Source organism: Cupriavidus phytohabitans (assembly GCF_000426345.1).
GTDB lineage: Bacteria > Pseudomonadota > Gammaproteobacteria > Burkholderiales > Burkholderiaceae > Cupriavidus.
This window is the reverse complement of sequence record NZ_AUFE01000008.1, coordinates 19688-41798: the sequence shown is the minus strand read 5'-3', so window position 1 is coordinate 41798 and position 22111 is coordinate 19688. Positions and strand designations below refer to the sequence as shown.

Here is a 22111-nt window from a genome sequence, read left to right as displayed (position 1 = left end):
GCTTTGTCAAACCATACGGCGCGGCCGAATTGTATCAGGCGTAGCGGCGCAGGCGCAGCGAGAAATCATGCAGCGCCTGGATACCGCTGACCTCGGCACGGTGGCACCAGGCCTGCAGCTGCTGCAGCAGCTGCTCGCGCGTCAGGTTGGAACGGCCCCAGATGGCGGCCAGTTCACGTCGCATTTCGACGAAGGTCTGCAGCGCCTTGTTCTGCTCGACGATGCTCGCCAATTGTTCGCGTTGCTGCGCGGCCAGCTTGGTCTCCTCGCGGTGGAACCACTTGCTGGCGGGCTTGAAGCTGCGGTACTCGGCAACACGGCCTTCCTTGAGCTTTTCCAGTTCCTGGCGGAACGCACCCTTGACGGCCTTGGCGTAGCGCGCCATCACGTCATAGCGGTTGGCGATGATGGCTTCCAGCGTATTGTGGTCGACCGGGCGGGCTTCCACCAGGCGCGCCTTGGGCGGGGTCTTCTTGACCTTGGCCAGGCCGACCGCCTGCATCGCGCGGATATAGCCCCAGCCCACGTCGAACTCATACCACTTGATCGAGAACTTGGCCGAGGTCGGGTAGGTGTGGTGGTTGTTGTGCAGCTCTTCGCCGCCGATGATCAGGCCCCACGGCGATACGTTGGTCGACGCGTCTTCGCAATCGTAGTTGCGATAGCCCCACCAGTGGCCCAGGCCATTGATGATGCCGGCGGCATGGATCGGAATCCACAGCATTTGCACAGCCCACACCGACATGCCGATCACGCCGAACAGCGCCAGGTCGATGATCAGCATCAGGCCGACGCCCTGCCAGGTGAAGCGCGAGTAGAGATTGCGCTCGATCCAGTCATTCGGGCAGCCATGGCTGAACTTGGCAATGGTTTCCTTGTTCTTGGCCTCGGCACGGTACAGCTCGGCGCCTTCCAGCAGCACCTTGCGGATGCCGCGGGTCTGCGGGCTGTGCGGATCGTCTTCCGTCTCGCACTTGGCGTGGTGCTTGCGGTGGATGGCAGTCCACTCGCGCGTGACCATGCCGGTGGTCAGCCACAGCCAGAAGCGGAAGAAATGCTGGGCGATCGGGTGCAGGTCCAGCGACCGGTGCGCCATGCAGCGGTGCAGGAAGATGGTGACGCCTGCGATGGTGATGTGCGTCATCACCAGGGTGTAGATGACGATCTCCCACCAGGCCCAATTGGCAAGGCCGTTCGCGGCCCAGTCAAGAATAGTGTCGAACAAACTGTTCTCCGTCGGTTAAACAGGGACTTTCCCGTGCAAGCCGGCTGGGCCGGTACACACAACGCGCAGAAAAAATAGCTGCGAATCCATTGATTGCGATAGCTGTCTGGCGCTCGCCATGGAACCCGAAGTCGCTCCGGGCTCCCTGGAACGCTAGTCTGGCGCCGGCCTCGGGCTGGCGGGACAAGGTACGAGCCGCTGCAATCTGGCGGCTGTCTGATGTGGGAGCGGGATGTCTCAACCCGCGACAACCCGGCATTCTACCGGATTGCCGAGGGCGCCGGCATACGCTATTTCCCGGATTTCGACGGCGAGCAACGGTTTTCGTTCCATGGGTGCCGAATTCGCCGCCCGGCGCAGCCGCCGCCCTTCCGTGAGGCCGTCAGGTGGCGTTGGCAGCCTCGGGCAAGGTGTTCGGCTTGGGCGCGCCAGGCCCCGGCATGGGCGTCTCGTGCATCACACGAAGCTCGCGCTGCGGGTACGGGATCGAAATGCCATGCTCGCGCAGCGCGCGCCAGATGGCGCGGTTCATCGCGGATTGCACCCCAAGCTTGCCGTTTTGCGGATCGGCGATGTAGACCGCGACTTCATACTCGATGCCGCTGTCGGCGAACAGCGCCAGGAAGGCAGCCGGCTCCGGGTCCTTCAGCACGCGCGGCAGTTCGCGCACGCATTCTGTCAGCAGTGCGATCACGGTCTCGGGATCGGCGCTGTAGTCGGCCTGCACGCGCGTCGCCACGCGCACATTTGTATTCGAAAACGAATGGTTCTGCACCGACTGCGCCACCAGCTGCTCGTTCGGCACCAGCGTCTCGCCGTCGCCGTTGCGCACCACGGTGTAGCGGGTGCGGATCTGCGACACGATGCCGGTGTACTTGTCCACCGTGATCTGGTCGCCCAGCTTGACCGAGCGGTCCAGCAGGATGATGAAGCCCGAGATGTAGTTGCTGGCGATCTTCTGCAAACCCAGGCCCAGGCCCACACCCAGCGCACCGCCGAACACCGACAGCACGGTCAGGTCGATGCCGACCAGCGACAGGCTCAGCAGCAGCGACACCAGCAGCAGCACGGCCTTGGAGATGCGGGTCAGAACCACCTTGAGGCTGACGTCGAGGTTGGCCGAGCGCATCAGCCGCTCCTCCAGCCAGGACCCGAACCACAACGCCACCAGCACCGTCAGCAGGATCCAGACCACTGCCAACAGCGTGTCGGCGAGACTGATCTGCTGCTTGCCGCCGATCGAGAAGCGCATGTCCTGCATCCACCCGACCACGTCCGACAGCACCCCCAGTACATAGAGGGCCATGCCGACCCACACCAGTGTGGTCAGCACTTTCTCCACCAGCAGCAGCATGCCGTGCAGTTGTCCGCTGCCTGACATCACCCGCCGCAGGATATAGAAGACGACGTTCAGCGCGGTGATGCCGAACAGCGGCACCAGCGCCAGCCGCAGCACGCTGATCGGGATCAGCGGCTCCAGCGCGAAGCGCGCGATCATCACCAGCACCCACCCTGCCAGCGGGAACATGGCCCGCTCCAGGCTGGCCGCCGCAAAGCGCAGCGAGAAGCTGGAACTAGCGTAGCGCGCCTCGAGCCGGTGCACAATGTAGCGCCCCAGCGGCCACGCCACCGCGAGGCAGCCGGCGAGCACCAGCAGCTGCCAGAAAAATCCCGGGCCACCGGCATCGCGGATCAGGTCGCCCAGCATCCTGCCGAACATCGAATGGGAGGCCTTCAGCTCGCCGCCGAGGCCGGACAGGGTTTCACCGTTCATCGGGGAGACTCAGGTTGAGGGCCGCCGCCCGCTGCAAAGGGGCGGCGGCCACAGGCGTCAGCTGGTGCGTTCCAGCACCGCGGCGAAGAAGCCGTCGGTCTGGTGCAGATGCGGATACAGCGCGAACATGCCGCTATCCGCCGGCAGCGCGGGCACTTCGATCTTCTGGTCTGCCAGCACCTCGCTGGCCGGGACCAGGCGGAAGTTGGGATGCGCGGCGAGGAAATCGCGCACGATAGCTTCGTTCTCGGCCTCGAGCACGGAACAGGTGGCGTAGACTACGCGGCCGCCGCCCTTGACCAGGCGCGCCGCCGATTCAAGGATCGCGCTCTGCTTGGCGGTCAGCTCCAGCACAGCTTCCGGCGTCTGGCGCCACTTCAGGTCGGGATTGCGCCGCAGCGTTCCCAGCCCGCTGCACGGCGCATCCACCAGCACCCGGTCGACCTTGCCGGCCAGGCGCTTGATCTTGGCGTCGCGCTCGGAGTCGATCAGGACCGGATGGACGTTGGACAGGCCGCTGCGCGCCAGGCGAGGCTTCAGGTTGGCCAGGCGCTTTTCCGACACGTCGAAGGCGTACAACCGGCCGGTGGAACGCATTGCGGCACCCAGCGCCAGCGTCTTGCCGCCCGCGCCGGCACAAAAGTCGACCACCATCTCGCCACGCTTCGGTGCAACCAGGTTACACAGCAGCTGACTGCCTTCATCCTGCACCTCGACCAGTCCGTTGACGAAGATCGGCAGCTGGTTCAGTGCGGGCTTGCCGGCCATGCGGATGCCGGCGGGCGCCATCGGCGTCGGCTCGGCGCCCAGGCCTGCGGTCTGCAGCTCGGCCAGCGCCGCATCGCGGCTGGTCTTGCCAAGATTGACGCGCAGGTCAAGCGGCGCCGGGCGCAGCCAGGCATCGCCCAGCGCCGCGGTAAATGCTTCGCCATGGCGACGCACCAGTTCGTCGTACAGCCATTCGGGCAGATTGGTGCGTACCCGCGGGGCCAGGCTGGAACGTTCGATCGTAGTCAGGCGGTCGAGCCATTCGGCCTCTTCGGGGTGCAGGAACGGCGTCAGCACGTCGCGTCCCAGCGTGGCCGCCAGGCCCAGCAGCGCCAGGCGGCGCGAGCTGGCGCCGGTGCCGCTTTCGGCAAACTGCGCGAACTCCACGCGCCGGCGCAGCACCGCGTAGATGGCCTCGGCAATGATGCCGCGCTCGCGATGGCCCAGCTTGCTGTTCTCGCGGAAGTAATAGCTCACCACGGCGTCGGCCGGGCGCGCAAACAGCATGACCTTGCCGAGCAGGCGGTCGATATGCTGGATATGCGAGGCATGCAGCCCACCGTGCACGCGCGGCGCGCCTTCGCGGCCGGCATTGCCATTGGCGGGCTTGCGGATGGGGCTGCCCTTTCCCTTGCTCTTGCCGCGCGGCGGCGCATGGCCTTCACTGCGGTTGGGACGGGTTCCTGCCTGGTTGCGGCTCATGCCTTGACTCCTGCCGCCGGGGTATGGGCGGAGATGGCCATCAGCAATTGCGGCTCGGCCGGGTTGATAACGTTGACCACGCCGTCCTGCAGTTGCAGGCGGTCTTCGACGAACCAGCGAACGGCGCGGGGATAGATCTGGTGCTCGCACCCGAGCAGGCGCTCGGCCAGGCTTTCGGGCGTGTCGGTCGGCAGCACGTCTAGGGCCGCCTGGATCACGATCGGACCATGGTCGAGTTCGGGGGTCACAAAGTGCACGGTGGCGCCGTGCAGCTTGACGCCGGCGTCCAGCGCCTGCTTGTGGGTATTCAGCCCGGGAAAGCACGGCAGCAGCGACGGGTGGATATTCAGCAGCCGGCCCGCATAGCGGTCGACAAAAGCCGGCGTCAGGATGCGCATGAAGCCGGCCAGCACCACCAGGTCGGGGGCGTGGGCATCGATGGCCTCGGCCATCGCGGCGTCAAACGAGGCGCGATCCGGGAACTGGCGATGGTCGACCACACCGGTGGCAATGCCTTGCTGCTGCGCGAACTGCAGCCCGGCGGCATCGGGCCGGTTCGACAGTACTGCTGCCACGCGGGCCGGCCAGCCGTCGCCCGCGCAGGCCCGGACAATGGCTTCCATGTTCGAGCCTCGCCCGGAAATCAAGATGACAATTTTTTTCATCGCGCAATTCTACCAAGCCGAGGCGCTAAACTCAGGTAAAGCGAACTCATTAGGTGCTTAATTCACCAGATCCAGACAGGCCACAAGGTCTCTAACATGTGACGGTGGGGTCGGATACCCCCGATTGATGGATTGTGACGCTTCGCCCCCTCTGCTAGAGTGGGCGCTACGTCCACGCGCCAATCCTGTGCATGTTTTAACGACACAGTGCTCTGAACGAGCGGGGTGACAACAAGGACGAAACGGGAAATTAGACGGGAATTCGCATGTCGAACGCTGCACCGACGTTGTTGGTGGTCGATGATCATCCTATGGCCTTGTCAGGCACTACGGCTTTCCTTGCTGAAGTCATGCCGGATGTCGCGGTACACGCCGCCGGCAGTGCCCGCGAAGCGCTGACAAGCCTGCAGCAGGGGCTGCGCCCGGATATCGTGCTGCTCGATATCTGGCTGAACGACGGCACCGGCTTCGATGCCATGCAGTCGTTCAAGACCGTCATTCCGGGGGCACGCTTTATCTTCATGTCGGCGGAAGCCACGCCCGAAATCGTGGGCCGCGCCCGCGCGCTGTCGGCATGCGGCTTCGTCGGCAAGCATCTCGATGCCAATGCCTTCACCGCCGCGGTGCGCAAGGTGTTGGCGGGCGATACCGCGTTCCCTACCGATGAGGCCCTGAACGGGCGGGCCCAGTCGTTCGGCCCCGCGCACGGCATACCGGTCACGCCGGCCGAGCTGGGCCTGACGCCGCGCCAGGGGTCCGTGCTGGCCCTGGTGCTCGAAGGCCTGCCGAACAAGGTGATCGCGCGCCGGTTGGGGCTGACCGAGAACACGGTCAAGGAGCATGTCTCGGCGATCCTGCAACGCCTGGGCGTGCGAACCCGCATGCAGGTGATGTCGCGGATGGAACGGTTCCGGCTGCGCCAGTAAGGCGCGCCGCGCGACTCCAGGCCTGAGCCGGGCCTAAGCCGGACGCAGCCAGCGCCGCAGCAGCATCCGCAGCGACGCCGGGTCGACCGGCTTGGGCAACACGAAATACCCCGCCTCTTCCGCCGCCGCCAGCGCGGCCGATTTCAGGTCGCCGGTCAGCAGCGCGCTGCGCGCCTGCGGCTGCGTGTTCTGCCAGCGCTCCAGCAGGTCCAGCCCGTTCTCGCTGCCCGGCAGCCGCAGGTCGCAGAAGATGATGTCCGGGCGCAGGCCCTTGGCAAACAGCTTGTCGGCCTCGGCGCCGTGCGCGGCGCAGGCCACGTGGATGCCCCACGCTTCCATCAGCGCGATCCATGCCTTGCGGATCTGGCTGTCATCGTCGACCACCAGCACCGTGCCCTGCAGCCGGTCGGGCTTGGCTTCCTGGGCCTGCGCCATGGCGCGCATCTCACGCACGCTGGCGACCGTCTCGGCCGGCACCGGAGCCAGGGCAAACCAGAACACCGAACCCTTGCCCGGCACCGAGCGCACGCCATAGGTGCCGCGCATCAGCCGCACGCATTCCTTGAAGATCGCCAGGCCAAGGCCGAGGCCCTGAGACGGGTCGCGCTGCGGGTTGTTGACCTGGTAGTACGGCGAGAAGATTTCGGGCAAGTGCTCGGGCGTGACACCGGCGCCGGTGTCCCACACCTCCAGCCGCACGTGCTTGCGGCGCTGGCGCGCGGTCACCAGCACGCCGCCGCGCTGGGTATAGCGCAGCGCGTTCTGCACCAGGTTGAACAGCGCGCGGCGCAGCAGCACCGGTTCGGCCATCGCATACAGCTCGTCGGGCACGCGCGGCGTCAGCATCAGGCCGCTTTCGCGTGCGTCGGCGGCGAACTGGCTCATCACGTCGCGGATCAGCGCGCCCAGTTCGCACGGCTCCAGCGTCGGCAGGACCTTGCGGCCTTCCAGCTTGGACAGGTCCAGCAGAGAGCGGAACAGCAGGTCGATGGTCTGCGTGCCGGCCGCCACCTGCTCTACCAGCGGATGCAGCGACGACGACTGGTTGCGCGCGCGCAGTGCCTCCACCAGCATCACCAGCGCATGCACCGGCTGGCGTAGGTCATGGCTGGCGGCGGCCAGAAAACGCGATTTCTCTTCGCTGGCATGCAGCGCGCGCTCCTTTTCTTCCTGGAACTGCTTGGCCAGGCGGCGGCTGTCACCCTCGAGCTGGATCGCGCGCACCAGCGTGACCTGCAGGTTGAAGGCATGGCGCGACAGCATCAGCGCATAGATCACCAGCAGGCCCTGTACATAAGCGCCATGGCCGGGGAAGGCGAACTCCGCCATCAGGATGCTGGGCACCAGGATCGGCACGCCCGCGTACACCAGGTTGGACGGCACCGGCGCCTGCGAGACCGCCCCCCCTGCCAGCACGCCCAGCGTCAGCAGGTACAGCACGCTGGAGAAGACCACCGAATCCGTATACAAATGCAGCAGCGCCGAACTGCCCCAGGTCACCCCGGTCAGCAGCGCCAGCACGCGCATGTTGTTCCACCATTTGCGCGTATGCGCGGAACGGCTCATCGAGGCGCCGTCGCGCTGGTAGCCGACATGGAACCACAGCCCGCCCATGGTCAGCAGCAGCATGATCGCGCACCAGCCCAGCAGCGCTGCGTGGCTGACATCGTCCCGGAATCCCAGCGCGGTCAGTGCCGGCAGCAGCACGGAGGCGACGATGGCGGTCGGCGCATTCTTGTGCACGATGGCCATCAGCTTGGCGCGGGTCTCGACGTCAAGCTCACCGCTGGATTGCGGCAGGAAGCGGGGCAGAAGCCGGGACAGGAACCGGTTGGGCAGCGCGTTCAAATGTGGCTGGCTTGAGATGGCGGAGACAAAAAGCGGCAAGAAATGTCGCATCCCGGGCGTTTCAGCTTCATGTGACGCCGACGTGACAGCGAAGTGGTGCATATCATGCCGCCTTTTACCGCAACGCGCCATGCCGGGCTGGCCCGTTGCGGCACAAAAACAGCAGCTTAAGGCACATGGCGGCGCCAGCAGCGGCAAGCCGACCCATTCGCCTTATAATGCTCGCTTTACCCGAAACATTTCCCGCCGTCCCCGTGAAAGTCTTCCGCGGCCTGCCCAACGCCGAGAGCCGGGCGCCCTGCGCGCTCACCATCGGCAATTTCGACGGTGTGCATCGCGGCCACCAGTCGCTGCTCGCGCGTGCGCGTGCGGCGGCCGACGCGCGCGGCCTGCCGCTGTGCGTGATGACCTTCGAGCCGCACCCGCGCGAGTTCTTCACCCCGGACAAGGCGCCCACCCGCATCGCGCTGCTGCGAGACAAGCTGGAAAGCCTGCGCCGCAACGGCGTGGACCGCGTCGTGGTCGAGCACTTCAACGCCCACTTTGCCGGCCAGTCTCCGCAGGAATTCGTTGAGAACGTGCTGTGGCACGGCCTGCACACGCGCTGGCTGCTGGTCGGCGACGACTTCCGTTTCGGCGCCAGGCGCGCGGGCGACTTTGCCTACCTGCAGGATGCCGGGCACCGCTATGGCTTCGACGTCGAGCAGATGGGCTCGGTCTCCGAAGGCGGCATCCGCATCTCCAGCTCGGCGGTGCGCCAGGCCCTGGCTGATGGCGACCTCGAGCACGCGCGGCGCCTGCTGGGCCACGGCTATGCCATCAGCGGCCACGTGATCCACGGCCGCAAGCTGGGCCGCGACCTGGGCTTCCCGACGCTGAACCTGCGCATCTCGCACAAGCGCCCGGCGGTCAACGGCATCTTTGTCGTGCAGGTGCACGGCATTGCCGACCACCCGCTGCCCGGCGTGGCCAGCATCGGCGTGCGCCCGACCATCGAGGACGCGGGCCGCGTGCTGCTGGAAGTCCACCTCTTTGACTTCAACGAAAACCTGTACGGCAAGCTGATACGGGTTGAGTTCATGAAGAAGCTGCGCGACGAGGCGCGCTTCGACAACCTGGAAGACCTGACCGCCGCGATCGCCAAGGACAGCGCCGACGCGCGCGGGTTCTTCGGCCTGACCGCGCCTGGCGCTGCCGAGGGCACCGGTGGCCGCGACTTCGCCACCTCCGCCACCGACCGAATTAGCTAGCGGCCGGTGCCCGCCAGCGTGCGCGGGCCCGGTTCGCATGCCCCGCCCAGTCTTCCCGCGCGCCCCGGCCTGCTGCCGGCCGCGCGCCAAACGAATTGCTCCGAGAATCGAAATGTCCGACGACAAACGCGCCAAGCCCGAGAAAAACAAGTATCCCGTCAACCTGCTCGACACGCCCTTCCCGATGCGTGGCGACCTGCCCAAGCGCGAGCCGCAGTGGGTCAAGCAGTGGCAGGAGAAGCAGCTCTACAAGAAGATCCGCGCGGCGCGCAAGGGCGCGAAGAAGTTCGTGCTGCATGACGGCCCGCCGTATGCCAACGGCGACATCCACATCGGCCACGCCGTCAACAAGGTGCTCAAGGACATGATCATCAAGGCACGTGGCCTGAGCGGGCTCGACGCCGTCTACGTGCCGGGCTGGGACTGCCACGGCATGCCGATCGAGATCCAGATCGAGAAGAAGTTCGGCAAGGGCCTGCCGGTGCAGGAAGTCCAGGCCAAGGCACGCGCGTACGCCACCGAGCAGATCAAGCGCCAGATGGTGGACTTCGAGCGCCTCGGCGTGCTGGGCGACTGGGACCATCCCTATCTGACCATGAACTACAGCAACGAGGCGGACGAACTGCGCGCGCTCGGCAAGATCATGGAAAAGGGCTATGTGTTCCGCGGCCTGAAGCCGGTGAACTGGTGCTTCGACTGCGGCTCGGCGCTGGCCGAGGCGGAAGTCGAGTACAAGGACAAGGTTGACCTGTCGATCGACGTCGGCTTCCCGTTCGCCGAGACCGACAAGCTGGCGCACGCCTTCAAGGTGCCGTTCGAGCAGATCAGCGCGAAGCCGGGCTGGATCGTGATCTGGACCACCACGCCGTGGACCATCCCGAGCAACCAGGCGCTGAACGTCCACCCCGAGGTGGAATACGCGCTGGTCGACACGCCGCGCGGCTACCTGATCCTGGCCACCGAGCGCGTCGAGGAGCAGCTGAAGGTCTACGCCCTGGAAGGCAAGGTGGTCGCCACTGCCACCGGTGCCGCGCTGTCGGAAGTCCGCTTCCACCACCCCCTGGCCAAGATGGATGCCGGCTATGACCGCCTGTCGCCGGTCTATCTGGGCGACTACGTCACCACCGACACCGGCTCAGGCATCGTGCACTCCGCGCCGGCGTACGGCGTGGAAGACTTCCAGTCGTGCAAGGCGCACGGCATGCCCGACAGCGACATCATCAGCCCGGTGATGGGCAACGGCGTCTATGCCGGCACGCTGCCGCTGTTCGGCGGGCTGTCGATCTGGGATGCCAACCCCAAGATCGTCGACGCGCTGCAGGAATCGGGCAACCTGTTCAATTCGCACAAGTACACCCACAGCTACATGCACTGCTGGCGTCACAAGACGCCGATCATCTACCGCGCTACCTCGCAGTGGTTCGCGGGCATGGACGTGGATCCGGCCGAGGAGAACGGCAAGCCTGTGCCGACGTTGCGCGAGACCGCGCTTGCCGGTATCGAGGCGACCGAGTTCTACCCGTCGTGGGGCAAGCAGCGGCTGCACAACATGATCGCCCACCGGCCGGACTGGACGCTGTCGCGCCAGCGCCAGTGGGGCGTGCCGATGGCGTTCTTCGTGCACAAGGAAACCGGCGCGCTGCATCCGCGCACGCCCGAACTGCTGGAGGAGATCGCCAGGCGCGTCGAGCAGCAAGGCATCGAGGCGTGGCAGACGCTGGACCCGGCCGAACTGCTGGGCGACGAAGCCAGCCAGTACGAGAAGAACCGCGACACGCTCGATGTGTGGTTCGACTCCGGCACCACGCACTGGACCGTGATCCGCGGCTCGCACCGCGACGACCTGTACGACCAGGCCGCCGATGAGACCGAGGGCCGCCTGGCCGACCTGTACCTGGAAGGCTCCGACCAGCACCGCGGCTGGTTCCACTCGTCGCTGCTGACCGCGTCGATGCTGTATGGCAAGCCGCCCTACAAGGCGCTGCTGACGCACGGCTTCACCGTCGACGGCGAGGGCCGCAAGATGTCGAAGTCGGTCGGCAACACCGTGTCGCCGCAGGACATCTCCAACAAGATGGGCGCCGAGATCATCCGCCTGTGGGTGGCCTCGACCGACTACTCGGGCGAGCTGTCGATCTCGGACGAGATCCTCAAGCGCGTGGTGGAAAGCTACCGCCGCATCCGCAACACGCTGCGCTTCCTGCTGTCGAACCTGTCCGACTACGACCATGGCAAGCACGCGCTGCCGGCATCGGAATGGCTGGAGATCGACCGCTACGCCGTGGCGCTGACCGACCGGCTGCAGAAGGAAGTGCTGTCGCACTACGAAGCCTACGAATTCCACCCGGTGGTGGCCAAGCTGCAGACCTTCTGCTCGGAAGACCTGGGCGGCTTCTACCTGGACGTGCTGAAGGACCGCCTCTACACCACGGCGGCGGACTCCAAGGCTCGACGCGGGGCGCAGAACGCGCTGTACCACATCACCCAGGCGATGCTGCACTGGATGGCGCCGTTCCTGTCGTTCACCGCCGAGGAAGCGTGGCAGATCTTCGCCCACGGCACCGAACATGCCGACACCATCTTCACCAGCACCTACTACGCGGTGCCGGAGGTGGACGACGCCGACGACCTGCTGCAGAAATGGCATACGCTGCGCGAAGTGCGCGCCGAAGTCACCAAGCAGCTGGAAGCCGTGCGCGTGGAAGGCGAGATCGGCTCGTCGCTGCAGGCAGAGCTGACCATCCAGGCCGGCGGACCGGTACTGCAGGCACTGCAGAGCCTGGGCGACGACCTGCGCTTTGTGCTGCTGACTTCGTCGGCCAAGGTCGCCGCCGCGCCCGAAGCCGGCGACCTGCTGGTAACGGTAACGCCGTCGGCGCATGCCAAGTGCGAGCGCTGCTGGCACTACCGCGCCGATGTCGGCCACAACCCGGACCATCCCACCCTCTGCGGCCGCTGCGACAGCAACCTGTTCGGCGCCGGTGAACACAGGAGCCACGCCTGATGGCATCGTCCACGTCCCGGTCCGCGCGGCCGGCGCGCCGCGGCAGCAAGGCCGCCGGCAACACCACGCCGCTGCTGTGGCTGGCGTTCGCGCTGCTGGTGGTGCTGCTTGACCAGTTCTTCAAGATCGTCATCGTACGCAGCTTCACCTACGGTGAATCGCGCCCGGTCACGGGCTTCTTCAACCTGGTGCTGGTCTACAACAAGGGCGCGGCGTTCAGCTTCCTGGCCGACGCCGGCGGCTGGCAGCGCTGGTTCTTCACCGGACTGGGCATAGTGGTCGGGGCGTTCATCGTGTGGCTGCTGTATCGCCATACCGGGCAGCGGCTGTTCTGCTTTGCAGTGTCGCTGATCCTGGGAGGCGCGGTCGGCAACGTGATCGACCGCGTGGTCTACGGGCACGTGGTCGACTTCCTGGATTTCTACGTGGGCCGGTATCACTGGCCGGCTTTCAATGTCGCGGACTGCGCGATCACGGTCGGCGCGGTGCTGCTGATCGTGGATGAGTTGCGGCGGGTACGGAAGCACTGAGCATAGCGACTAGGCTAAGCAAACCGATGGTGTTCCCCTCTCCCGCCGGGCGGGAGAGGGAGCAACCCTCAGGGGAGCAAACCCCCAGCCGGCATCCCCGGTATCATTTCCCTTTCTCCCCAGCCAGATTCCCCACCATGGATTTGCGCGGCAAGCACATCGTTCTCGGCCTCACCGGCGGCATCGCCTGCTACAAGTCGGCCGAGCTGGTTCGCCTGCTGACCAAGGCCGGCGCCACCGTGCAGGTGGCCATGACCGAGGCGGCGACCCACTTCATTACCCCGGTGACGATGCAGGCGCTGTCCGGCCGCCCGGTGTTCCTGTCGCAGTGGGACGCCCGCATCGACAACAACATGGCGCATATCGACCTCTCGCGCGAGGCCGACGCCATCGTCATCGCCCCGGCTTCCACCGATTTCACGGCGCGCCTGGCCAACGGCCTGTGCGACGACCTGCTTAGCACGCTGTGCATCGCGCGCGACTGCCCGCTGCTGGTGGCGCCGGCGATGAACCGCCAGATGTGGGCCGCGCCGGCAACGCAGCGCAACGCCGCGCAGCTGCGCGCCGACGGCGTGACGATCCTTGGGCCCGGCAGCGGCGACCAGGCCTGCGGCGAGGTCGGCGACGGCCGCATGCTCGAACCGGAAGAACTGCTCGACGACATCATCGCCTTCTTCCAGCCCAAGCCGCTGCAAGGCAAGCGCGTGCTGATCACCGCCGGGCCGACCTTCGAGGCAATCGATCCCGTGCGCGGCATCACCAACCTGTCGTCCGGCAAGATGGGCTTCTCGATCGCGCGTGCGGCGCGCGAGGCCGGCGCCGAAGTCCTGCTGGTGGCCGGGCCAACCAGCCTGCCGACGCCGCGCGGCGTGGTGCGCACCGACGTGCGCAGTGCGCAGCAGATGCATGACGCAGTGCTGGCGCAGTTGCCCGGCGCCGATGTGTTCGTCGCGGTGGCCGCGGTGGCCGACTGGCGCCCCGCCGAGGTGGCCCAGCAGAAGCTGAAGAAGGCTAACGACACCGACACGCCCACGCTGCAGTTCGTGCAGAACCCTGACATCCTCGCCACCGTGGCGGCGCGCGCGGATGCGCCCTACTGCGTCGGCTTCGCCGCGGAGAGCGAGAACCTGGAGCAGTACGGCGAACAGAAGCGCCAGCGCAAGGGCGTGCCGCTGCTGGTCGGCAATATCGGCCACCATACCTTTGGCCTGGACGACAACGAGATCGTGCTGTTCGATGCCGCCGGCATGACGCGGCTGCCGCGCGCCGACAAGCTGTCGCTGGCGCGCCAGGTCGTTGCCGCCATCGGCCAGCGCCTGCCCGGGCGGGCACGTCCCTGATTGTTGAAACGAATTTCCCCGAGATTGTTTATGACCCAGCCTCTGAACCCCGCCGTCGAAATCAAGGTGCTCGATGCCCGCCTGAACGAGTGGGGCCTGCCTGCCTATCAAAGCGAAATGGCCGCCGCCATCGACCTGCATGCCTGCGTCGACACGCCGGTGTCGATCGCCCCGGGCACGCCCGCGCAATTGGTCCCGGCCGGCATCGCCGTTCACATGGGCAACCCCTACATGGCCGCGACCATCGTGCCGCGCTCGGGCCTGGGCCACAAGAAGGGCCTGGTGCTGGGCAACTCGATCGGCGTGATCGATGCCGACTACCAGGGCCAGATCATGGTCAGCGTGTGGAACCGCAATGCGCCGGGCACCGAGCCGATCGTGATCCAGCCGGGCGAGCGCATCGCGCAGATGATGTTCGTGCCGGTGCTGCGGCCGGTGTTCACGACGGTAGACGAGTTCAGCGAAGACAGCGAGCGCGGCGCCGGTGGCTTCGGCTCGACCGGCGTGCATCACGCCAAGGCCAGCGCCTGAGGCCCAGGCACGCTGTCAAAGCAAGACTGGCGCCCCCTGCGGCGCCAGTTTGCATTTCAGCCGCGCTGCTCGAACAGCAACGCCACGCCGCCGGCCGCCTCGGCCGGCACCAGTGTCTCGCGCAGGCCCAGGTCCTGGACCGGCACGCCGGCGTTGCGCCAGAGCGTGCGCGCCGCGGCGAGGTCGCCGGTGCGCAGGCGCATCGCGGCGTAGCCCGGCACATCCCTGCGCACATGCGCGGTCCCGGTCGCCGAGGCCAGCGCCTGCGGCGTGCTGACCACCAGCGTGGCGTCATCCAGCGCCAGGCTGCTGACATGCTCGCTCAGCTGCGTCAGCTCACCGCCGGTCAGTTCCGCGTAGGCCCGCGCGGCGGCATCGACCAGCGCGGGCGCCACCACCAGGAACATCGTCGCGATGCTGTCGGCGCCGTTGGCGTGCGACATCCATTCCGGTCGCCACAGCAGCTCGGGCGTGCGATGCTCGCAGAAGAAATAGCGTGCACCCGGCGCATCATCGAGCGCGGTCACGCGGAACGTGGCGGGATGTTCGCTGCCGTCGTCAAGCCGTACCGGGCGCGAGAACTCGATCGGATCCGAGGTGTACCAACCCGACGCACGCAGCCGCGCGGCCGTGCCGAATGCGTCGTCGCTCTTGCATGACATCGCCGCGCAGCCGCCGCCGCGCGCCTGCGCGTCCCAGTAGTACTGGCGGCTTGGCGTGGGCGCGGTGACGTGCAGCAGCTCGACGTAGTCGTGCCGCAGCATGATGCAATGGTTCTGTGAACCCAGCGTGTGATAGCCGCGCGGCGTCAGCGTAAAGCCGAGCCGTTGCCAGGCCTGCGCCCCCGCATCGAGGTCGGGACACACCACCACCGCGTGGTCGAACATTTCCGCTTGGCTTGCCATCGACATCACCTCAGTCTGTGCGGCGGGCGCGCCTGCGCCGGCCGCCGTCATTCGAACTGGATATTGGCTTTGCGCGCCACGGCCTGCCACTTGTCGTGCTCCTGGCGCACCAGCTTGCCGAGGTCGGCCGGGCTACCGCCGACGACCTCGAAGCCCTGGGCTGCCAGCGCATCGACCACGCGCGGCTGGCGCAGCGATTCGACCAGCGCCTGGTGGATCCGCGTGATCGTTGCCGCGGGCAGGCCGGCGGGCCCGAACACGCCGATCCAGGAATAGGCTTCAAAGCCCTTGAGCCCCTGCTCGGCCACGGTCGGCACCTGCGGCAACTGACGCAGGCGGCCGGTACCGGTCACGCCCAGCACCTTGATGGTCCGGGCGGCCACATGCGCCTGTACCGCGGCATAGCTGCTGAAGAACAGATCGACCTCGTTGGCCAGCACCGCCTGCACGGCCGGGCCACCTCCCTTGTAGGGCACGTGGAGCATGTGCATGCCGGCTTCGGTCGCCAGCGCCTCGGCTGCAAGCTGGTTCAGGCTGCCGATGCCGGACGAGGCATAGCGCACGCTATCGGGCCTAGCCTTGGCCAGCGCCACCAGCTCGCGCACGTTGGCCGCCGGCAACGAGGGATTGGCCGCGATCACCAGCGGAAAGCGCACCAGCTGCGAGATCGGCGTGAAATCTTGGAAGGTGTCGTAGGGCAGCTGCTTGTAGGCGAACGGGTTGATGGCGTGCGTATCGAAGGCCATCAGCAGCGTGCTGCCGTCCGGCTTGGCGCGCGCCACGGCGCTGGACGCGATCAGGCCTCCGGCACCCGGCTTGTTGTCGACCACCACGGTCTGCCCCAGTGCCGCCTTCAGCCCCGGCTGCAGCTGCCGCGCGACGATATCGACACTGCCGCCCGGCGGGAACGGCAGCACCAGCGCCAGTGGACGGTTGCCTGCCGGCGCGTCGGCTGCAGCGGCATGCATCATCGGGACGGGCATGGCGCCCAGCGGCAGGATCTTGAGCAGCAGGCGGCGGCGCCGCGTGCGTTCGGCAGAGGACATCGGGTATTCGGGCGTTGGCGGCCGGGACAAAAAAGAGGGGGCGGCATCACTGCCGCCCCCTGTATTTTGCCCGATGATCGGCCACGTTGCAGGCAACCCCGGCCAAGCCGCGCCCGGATCGCCACGATCCGGTGCGATTTTCGGCCGGATCGGTTGCCGCTCAGGCCTCGGCGCGCTGCTCTTCCGGCGCCTCTGGCGGTTCCGGCTCGATCTCGGAGAAATCGAGCTTGATCTGGTCCTGCTCGTCCAGGTCGACCACCACCTTGCCGCCGGACACCAGCCTGCCAAACAGCAACTCGTCAGCCAGCGCCTTGCGGATCATGTCCTGGATCAGGCGTTGCATCGGACGCGCGCCCATCAGCGGGTCGAAGCCCTTGTGCGCCAGGAACTTGCGCAGCTTCTCGCTGAAGCTGGCTTCCACCTTCTTCTCGTGCAGCTGCTCTTCCAGCTGCATCAGGAACTTGTCGACCACGCGCAGGATGATTTCCTCATCCAGCGAGCGGAAGCTGATGGTGGCATCCAGCCGGTTGCGGAACTCCGGCGTGAACATGCGCTTGATGTCGGCCATCTCGTCGCCCTGCTCGCGCGAGCTGGTGAAGCCGATGGTGGCGCGGTTCATGGTTTCCGCTCCCGCGTTGGTGGTCATGATGATGATCACGTTGCGGAAGTCGGCGCGCCGGCCGTTGTTGTCGGTCAGCGATCCATGATCCATCACCTGCAGCAGGATATTGAAGATATCCGGATGCGCTTTCTCGATTTCATCCAGCAGCAGCACGCAGTGCGGCTTCTTGGTGACGGCCTCGGTCAGCAGGCCGCCCTGGTCGAAGCCGACGTATCCCGGCGGCGCGCCGATCAGGCGGCTGACCGCATGGCGTTCCATATATTCGGACATGTCGAAGCGCAGCAGCTCGATGCCCATGATGAAGGCCAGCTGCTTGGCGACCTCGGTCTTGCCCACGCCGGTAGGACCCGAGAACAGGAACGAGCCGATTGGCTTGTCGGTCTTGCCCAGGCCGGCGCGCGACATCTTGATCGCAGAGGCCAGCGCCTCGATCGCCGGATCCTGGCCGAACACCACCGACTTCAGGTCGCGTTCCAGCGTCTGCAGCTTGCTGCGGTCGTCCTGGTTCACGCTCTGCGGCGGGATGCGCGCGATGCGCGAGACGATGTCCTCGATCTCGCCCTTGCCGATGGTCTTCTTCTGCTTGGACTTCGGCAGGATGCGCTGCGCCGCGCCGGCCTCGTCGATCACGTCGATCGCCTTGTCCGGCAGGTGGCGGTCGGTGATGAAGCGGGCCGACAGCTCGGCCGCGGCGGTCAGCGCCGAAGCCGCGTACTTGACGCCATGGTGCTCCTCGAAGCGCGACTTCAGGCCGCGCAGGATCTGCACGGTCTGGTCGACCGAGGGCTCGACCACATCGATCTTCTGGAAGCGCCGCGACAGTGCCGCATCTTTCTCGAAGATACCGCGGTACTCGGTGAAGGTGGTCGCGCCGATGCACTTGAGCTGGCCCGACGACAGCGCCGGCTTGAGCAGGTTGCTGGCGTCCAGCGTCCCGCCCGACGCGGCGCCCGCGCCGATCAGCGTGTGGATCTCGTCGATGAACAGGATCGCGTTGGGATTGTCCTTGAGCGACTTGAGCACGCCCTTCAGGCGCTGCTCGAAGTCACCGCGGTACTTGGTGCCGGCCAGCAGCGCGCCCATGTCGAGCGAGTAGACGGTGGCCTTTTCCAGGATGTCCGGCACTTCGTTCTTGGTAATGCGCCAGGCCAGGCCCTCCGCAATGGCGGTCTTGCCGACGCCGGCCTCGCCCACCAGCAGCGGGTTGTTCTTGCGCCGGCGGCACAGCACCTGCACCACGCGCTCGACTTCGCTTTCGCGGCCGATCAATGGATCGATCTTGCCGGCCTTGGCCAGCGCGTTCAGATTCTGGGTGTACTGCTCGAGCGGGCTTTCCTTGCCGTCGCCGCCTTCGCCTTCGCCGGCATTGTCGCCGTGCTTGGCGGGCTCGGACTGGTCCTTGCGGATGCCGTGGCTGATGAAATTGACCACGTCCAGGCGCGTCACGCCCTGCTGCTGCAGGTAGTAGACCGCGTGCGAATCCTTCTCGCCGAAGATGGCGACCAGCACGTTGGCACCGGTCACTTCCTTCTTGCCGTTGGAAGTGGACTGGACGTGCATGATCGCGCGCTGGATCACGCGCTGGAAGCCGAGCGTGGGCTGGGTATCGACTTCGTCGGTCCCCGGCACCACCGGCGTGTTATCCGCAATGAAGTTCTTAAGGCTGGTGCGCAGGTCCTCGATATTGGCCGCGCAGGCGCGCAAGACTTCAGCTGCCGTGGGATTGTCGAGCAATGCCAGCAGCAGATGCTCCACGGTAATGAACTCGTGGCGTGCCTGCCGGGCTTCGACGAAAGCCATGTGCAGGCTCACTTCCAATTCTTGCGCAATCATGCTTCCTCCATCACGCACTGCAAGGGGTGCCCCGCCTGCCGCGCGTGCGTTGACACCAGCTCGACTTTTGTCGCCGCGATATCTCTGGTGTAGATACCGCAGACGCCCTTTCCTTCCCGGTGCACGGTCAGCATGATCTGCGTCGCCGTTTCCCGGTCCCTGCTGAAATACTGCTGCAGGATCATCACGACAAACTCCATCGGAGTGTAGTCGTCGTTAAGCAGCACCACCTTGAACATGGCAGGCGGTTTAAGCGCCTGCTCTTTCCGCTCCAGGATGGTGCCCGCTTCGCGTTGTGGGACATTCGCAAGCCGTGTAGCCATGGCTTTATTCTAACCCTTACTCGCAACTCTGCAATTTGGGGAAAAGGCGCCGGATTCAAGGGCCGGGCTACCTGTTTCCGGTTATGGAAAAGCGCGGAACCGCGCGCCAGAGGCATTGCAATGCACGTGACGGAAACCGCCGGGACTGATCCGGACAATACCCGATGCTTGCCGCCAAGGTACCATCCCGCGCCGTCCGTTTCCCACCACACCCTGCCCGCAGTGGGGATTCCGCCAGCTTGACAGTATGTTTGTTTGACAGAAAAATCGGTCGCACACCCACCTGAAGCCAGCGAGCCAAAGCAAAAGGCCAATGAGCGGGTGATCCGTGAGCAGGGAGGCCCACGGCCGGGCGGCGGCGAGTCAGCAGCGAGACTGGCCGCCACGCGATTGCACCTCGCCGCGCGTCATCGCCGGCCGCACCTCAGGACGCGGCCGGTCATGGCGTCGTAGTGCGTGCACCGCGGTCCGTATCATCTGGCCGGTACCGGCTTCCCCGCTTTGAAATCTGCTATTTCGTTGGGGGAGTATATGGCAAGCGGTATCGTCAAATGGTTCAATGACGCCAAGGGTTTCGGTTTTATCAAGCCGGACGAGGGCGAAGAAGAACTGTTTGCGCACTTTTCGGCTATCCAGATGTCGGGCTTCAAGACGCTGAAGGAAGGCCAGCGCGTCTCGTTCGAGGTGGTCCAGGGCCCCAAGGGCAAGCAGGCCACCAATATCCAGGACGCCAGCTAAGCTGCGCCGCGACCGTATCCCGGCCGACAGAGCCGTGGAGCGGTCTGGAGGGTGCGGGGGGAGCTCCCCCGGGACGGGATCGGCGCCGGTGCCTGCCAGGCTGCCTCAGGCGGCCGGGAAGGCGCTGGCGCATATCAGCTGCACGCACCGCATCCGACGGAAAGCCCGGCCTCGTGCCGGGCTTTCTGCTTTCTCAGGCCGCCGTGGGGCTGGTCAGCTCAGGCCCAGCCGTCGATCTTCAACCCGCTGGCCTGCTCGGCCTCTTCCTTTGTGACCTGCCGCACAGTCTGCCCGAAGGTCCAGACATGGCCTTCCGGGTCCCGGGCCGTGTAGGAGCGGTCGCCATAGAACTCGTCCTGCGGCTCGCGCAAGATCACGGCCCCGGCGGCGCGGGCCCGCTCGCAGTGCTGGTCAAGCCCGTCCCGCAGGTGCACATGCACCGTCTGCGTATTCTTGCCGCCGATCGACGCCGGGCTGGCGGTAAAGTCCGCCCACTCGCTGCCGACCATCAGGTAGCTGTCGCCGAAGCGCATTTCCGAGTGCACCAGCTGGTCCTGCTGGTCTCGTATCACCATGACCCGCTGGAAGCCGAAAGCGCGTTCCAGCCAGTCCAGCGCGGCCAGCGGGTCCTTGTAGAAGATGGCCGCGCCGAAGGCGGTGCGGCGGAAGGGATCGTCCATGGCAGTCTCCCCGGGCCACCGGCCCGTCCATTGCAATCCCTGACGTTCTAGGCAACGGTGCTGGCCGGCGCAAGGAAAAAACCCCGCGGCCGGGGCACGGCTGCGGGGTTTTTCCAAGGCAGGGTGCCCGCCGCAGCGGGAGTCCTTGCTTACATATTTTCGATCATCACCTGGCCGAACCCCGAGCACGAGACCTGGGTCGCGCCTTCCAGCAGGCGGGCGAAATCGTACGTGACCTTTTTGGACAGGATCGACTTTTCCATCGACGCGATGATCAGGTCCGCGGCCTCGGTCCAGCCCATGTGGCGCAGCATCATTTCCGCCGACAGGATTTCCGAGCCCGGGTTGACGTAGTCCTTGCCGGCGTACTTGGGCGCGGTGCCGTGGGTGGCTTCGAACATGGCGACCGAGTCCGACATGTTGGCGCCCGGGGCAATGCCGATGCCGCCGACCTGCGCGGCCAGGGCGTCCGAAACGTAGTCTCCGTTCAGGTTCAGCGTGGCGATCACCGAGTATTCGGCCGGACGCAGCAGGATCTGCTGCAGGAAGGCGTCGGCAATGGCGTCCTTGATGACGATGTCCTTGCCGGTCTTCGGGTTCTTGAACTTGCACCACGGGCCACCGTCGACCAGCTCGGCGCCGAATTCCTTTTGCGCCAGCTCGTAGCCCCAGTCACGGAAGCCACCCTCGGTGAACTTCATGATGTTGCCCTTGTGCACCAGCGTCACCGACGGCCTGTCGTTGTCGATGGCGTACTGGATCGCCTTGCGCACCAGGCGCTCGGTGCCCTCGCGCGAAACCGGCTTGATGCCGATGCCCGAGGTGGCCGGGAAGCGGATCTTCTTCACGCCCATCTCGTCCTGCAGGAACTTGATGAGTTTCTTCGCCTGTTCGCTTTCCGCCGCCCATTCAATGCCGGCATAGATGTCTTCCGAGTTCTCGCGGAAGATCACCATGTCGGTCTTTTCCGGCTCGCGCACCGGCGAAGGCACGCCCTTGAAGTAACGCACCGGGCGCAGGCAGACGTACAGGTCCAGCTGCTGGCGCAGCGCCACGTTGAGCGAGCGGATGCCGCCGCCCACCGGCGTGGTCAGCGGGCCCTTGATCGAGACCACGTATTCCTTGAGCACATCCAGGGTTTCGTCCGGCAGCCACACGTCCGGGCCGTAGACCTTGGTCGACTTCTCGCCGGCGTAGATCTCCATCCAGGCGATCTTGCGCTTGCCGGCGTAGGCCTTGGCCACGGCCGCATCAACCACCTTGATCATCACGGGCGTGATATCGACGCCCGTACCGTCGCCTTCGATATAGGGAATGATGGGGTTGTCCGGGACATTCAGCGAAAAATCCTGGTTGACCGTGATCTTTTCGCCGGCCGGAACCTTGATGTGTTGATACATG

Annotated in this window: 18 protein-coding genes; 7 read left to right on the top strand and 11 right to left on the bottom strand. The window is 66.0% G+C overall.

Annotation, left to right across the window (positions count from 1 at the left end; all coding sequences use genetic code 11):
- Nucleotides 1–34: 34 nt before the first annotated feature.
- From K309_RS0108310 to purN, 4 genes are all read right to left on the bottom strand, one after another.
- Entirely contained in the window at nucleotides 35–1225 is a 1191-nt protein-coding gene (locus tag K309_RS0108310; RefSeq protein WP_029045990.1) for a DesA family fatty acid desaturase, read from the bottom strand.
- A 382-nt stretch (nucleotides 1226–1607) separates the two neighbouring features.
- On the bottom strand, nucleotides 1608–2999 hold the full coding sequence (locus tag K309_RS36180) for a mechanosensitive ion channel family protein (protein ID WP_035877070.1): 1392 nt from the start codon (nucleotides 2997–2999) through the stop codon (nucleotides 1608–1610).
- A 57-nt stretch (nucleotides 3000–3056) separates the two neighbouring features.
- Nucleotides 3057–4469, bottom strand: a complete 1413-nt coding sequence (locus K309_RS0108300; RefSeq protein ID WP_029045989.1) for an RsmB/NOP family class I SAM-dependent RNA methyltransferase — start codon at nucleotides 4467–4469, stop codon at nucleotides 3057–3059.
- Nucleotides 4466–5134 carry a phosphoribosylglycinamide formyltransferase gene (purN, locus tag K309_RS0108295; protein ID WP_029045988.1) on the bottom strand — a complete coding sequence of 223 codons (669 nt, stop codon included), beginning with the start codon at nucleotides 5132–5134 and terminating at the stop codon, nucleotides 4466–4468. The genes K309_RS0108300 and purN overlap by 4 nt, the downstream gene beginning before the upstream one ends.
- 266 nt (nucleotides 5135–5400) lie before the next feature.
- On the opposite strand from purN, the gene K309_RS0108290 reads away from it, so the two are divergent.
- Nucleotides 5401–6060 carry a response regulator gene (locus K309_RS0108290; protein WP_029045987.1) on the top strand — a complete coding sequence of 220 codons (660 nt, stop codon included), beginning with the start codon at nucleotides 5401–5403 and terminating at the stop codon, nucleotides 6058–6060.
- 33 nt (nucleotides 6061–6093) lie between these two features.
- Here the strand turns inward: K309_RS0108290 and K309_RS0108285 are convergent, their stop codons facing one another.
- A complete protein-coding gene (locus K309_RS0108285; protein WP_029045986.1) occupies nucleotides 6094–7908 on the bottom strand; it encodes an ATP-binding response regulator in 1815 nt (604 codons plus the stop codon).
- 254 nt (nucleotides 7909–8162) lie between these two features.
- On the opposite strand from K309_RS0108285, the gene K309_RS0108280 reads away from it, so the two are divergent.
- The 5 genes from K309_RS0108280 to dut all read left to right on the top strand — a co-directional run bounded on the left by K309_RS0108280 (nucleotide 8163) and on the right by dut (nucleotide 14563).
- Nucleotides 8163–9158: a bifunctional riboflavin kinase/FAD synthetase gene (locus tag K309_RS0108280; RefSeq protein ID WP_029045985.1), complete on the top strand. Its 996-nt coding sequence runs from the start codon at nucleotides 8163–8165 to the stop codon at nucleotides 9156–9158.
- A gap of 112 nt (nucleotides 9159–9270) precedes the next feature.
- Entirely contained in the window at nucleotides 9271–12162 is a 2892-nt protein-coding gene (ileS, locus tag K309_RS0108275) for an isoleucine--tRNA ligase (protein ID WP_029045984.1), read from the top strand.
- Complete coding sequence (lspA, locus tag K309_RS0108270) at nucleotides 12162–12692, top strand: signal peptidase II (RefSeq protein WP_029045983.1); 531 nt, start codon at nucleotides 12162–12164, stop codon at nucleotides 12690–12692. The genes ileS and lspA overlap by 1 nt, the downstream gene beginning before the upstream one ends.
- A gap of 137 nt (nucleotides 12693–12829) precedes the next feature.
- Nucleotides 12830–14032, top strand: a complete 1203-nt coding sequence (coaBC, locus tag K309_RS0108265; protein ID WP_029045982.1) for a bifunctional phosphopantothenoylcysteine decarboxylase/phosphopantothenate--cysteine ligase CoaBC — start codon at nucleotides 12830–12832, stop codon at nucleotides 14030–14032.
- 30 nt (nucleotides 14033–14062) lie between these two features.
- Nucleotides 14063–14563 (top strand): dUTP diphosphatase, encoded by a 501-nt coding sequence (gene dut, locus K309_RS0108260; protein ID WP_029045981.1) that lies wholly within the window; start codon nucleotides 14063–14065, stop codon nucleotides 14561–14563.
- A 56-nt stretch (nucleotides 14564–14619) separates the two neighbouring features.
- On the opposite strand, the gene K309_RS0108255 is transcribed toward dut, so the two are convergent.
- The 4 genes from K309_RS0108255 to clpS all read right to left on the bottom strand — a co-directional run bounded on the left by K309_RS0108255 (nucleotide 14620) and on the right by clpS (nucleotide 19292).
- Nucleotides 14620–15468, bottom strand: a complete 849-nt coding sequence (locus K309_RS0108255; RefSeq protein ID WP_029045980.1) for a VOC family protein — start codon at nucleotides 15466–15468, stop codon at nucleotides 14620–14622.
- A gap of 47 nt (nucleotides 15469–15515) precedes the next feature.
- Complete coding sequence (locus K309_RS0108250; protein ID WP_029045979.1) at nucleotides 15516–16514, bottom strand: tripartite tricarboxylate transporter substrate binding protein; 999 nt, start codon at nucleotides 16512–16514, stop codon at nucleotides 15516–15518.
- 160 nt (nucleotides 16515–16674) lie between these two features.
- Nucleotides 16675–18969 carry an ATP-dependent Clp protease ATP-binding subunit ClpA gene (gene clpA / locus K309_RS0108245; RefSeq protein WP_029045978.1) on the bottom strand — a complete coding sequence of 765 codons (2295 nt, stop codon included), beginning with the start codon at nucleotides 18967–18969 and terminating at the stop codon, nucleotides 16675–16677.
- The gene (gene clpS, locus K309_RS0108240) at nucleotides 18966–19292 is read right to left on the bottom strand and encodes an ATP-dependent Clp protease adapter ClpS (protein ID WP_010814998.1); all 327 of its coding nucleotides are present in this window, start codon (nucleotides 19290–19292) and stop codon (nucleotides 18966–18968) included. Before clpS ends, clpA begins: the two co-directional genes overlap by 4 nt.
- Nucleotides 19293–19823: 531 nt before the next feature.
- On the opposite strand from clpS, the gene K309_RS0108235 reads away from it, so the two are divergent.
- Nucleotides 19824–20030: a cold-shock protein gene (locus K309_RS0108235; protein WP_010814999.1), complete on the top strand. Its 207-nt coding sequence runs from the start codon at nucleotides 19824–19826 to the stop codon at nucleotides 20028–20030.
- 218 nt (nucleotides 20031–20248) lie between these two features.
- On the opposite strand, the gene K309_RS0108230 is transcribed toward K309_RS0108235, so the two are convergent.
- Both K309_RS0108230 and icd read right to left on the bottom strand, forming a co-directional pair.
- Entirely contained in the window at nucleotides 20249–20710 is a 462-nt protein-coding gene (locus K309_RS0108230) for a VOC family protein (RefSeq protein ID WP_029045977.1), read from the bottom strand.
- A 149-nt stretch (nucleotides 20711–20859) separates the two neighbouring features.
- A complete protein-coding gene (gene icd, locus K309_RS0108225; RefSeq protein ID WP_029045976.1) occupies nucleotides 20860–22110 on the bottom strand; it encodes an NADP-dependent isocitrate dehydrogenase in 1251 nt (416 codons plus the stop codon).
- Nucleotide 22111 lies beyond the last annotated feature (1 nt).

Coding starts and splice junctions, on each gene's coding strand:
- K309_RS36180 (WP_035877070.1), bottom strand. CDS start 2,999: ATGAACGGTGAAACCCTGTCCGGCCTCGGCGGCGAGCTGAAGGCCTCC.
- K309_RS0108300 (WP_029045989.1), bottom strand. CDS start 4,469: ATGAGCCGCAACCAGGCAGGAACCCGTCCCAACCGCAGTGAAGGCCAT.
- purN (WP_029045988.1), bottom strand. CDS start 5,134: ATGAAAAAAATTGTCATCTTGATTTCCGGGCGAGGCTCGAACATGGAA.
- K309_RS0108290 (WP_029045987.1), top strand. CDS start 5,401: ATGTCGAACGCTGCACCGACGTTGTTGGTGGTCGATGATCATCCTATG.
- ileS (WP_029045984.1), top strand. CDS start 9,271: ATGTCCGACGACAAACGCGCCAAGCCCGAGAAAAACAAGTATCCCGTC.
- lspA (WP_029045983.1), top strand. CDS start 12,162: ATGGCATCGTCCACGTCCCGGTCCGCGCGGCCGGCGCGCCGCGGCAGC.
- coaBC (WP_029045982.1), top strand. CDS start 12,830: ATGGATTTGCGCGGCAAGCACATCGTTCTCGGCCTCACCGGCGGCATC.
- dut (WP_029045981.1), top strand. CDS start 14,063: ATGACCCAGCCTCTGAACCCCGCCGTCGAAATCAAGGTGCTCGATGCC.
- K309_RS0108255 (WP_029045980.1), bottom strand. CDS start 15,468: ATGGCAAGCCAAGCGGAAATGTTCGACCACGCGGTGGTGGTGTGTCCC.
- K309_RS0108250 (WP_029045979.1), bottom strand. CDS start 16,514: ATGTCCTCTGCCGAACGCACGCGGCGCCGCCGCCTGCTGCTCAAGATC.
- clpA (WP_029045978.1), bottom strand. CDS start 18,969: ATGATTGCGCAAGAATTGGAAGTGAGCCTGCACATGGCTTTCGTCGAA.
- clpS (WP_010814998.1), bottom strand. CDS start 19,292: ATGGCTACACGGCTTGCGAATGTCCCACAACGCGAAGCGGGCACCATC.
- K309_RS0108235 (WP_010814999.1), top strand. CDS start 19,824: ATGGCAAGCGGTATCGTCAAATGGTTCAATGACGCCAAGGGTTTCGGT.
- K309_RS0108230 (WP_029045977.1), bottom strand. CDS start 20,710: ATGGACGATCCCTTCCGCCGCACCGCCTTCGGCGCGGCCATCTTCTAC.
- icd (WP_029045976.1), bottom strand. CDS start 22,110: ATGTATCAACACATCAAGGTTCCGGCCGGCGAAAAGATCACGGTCAAC.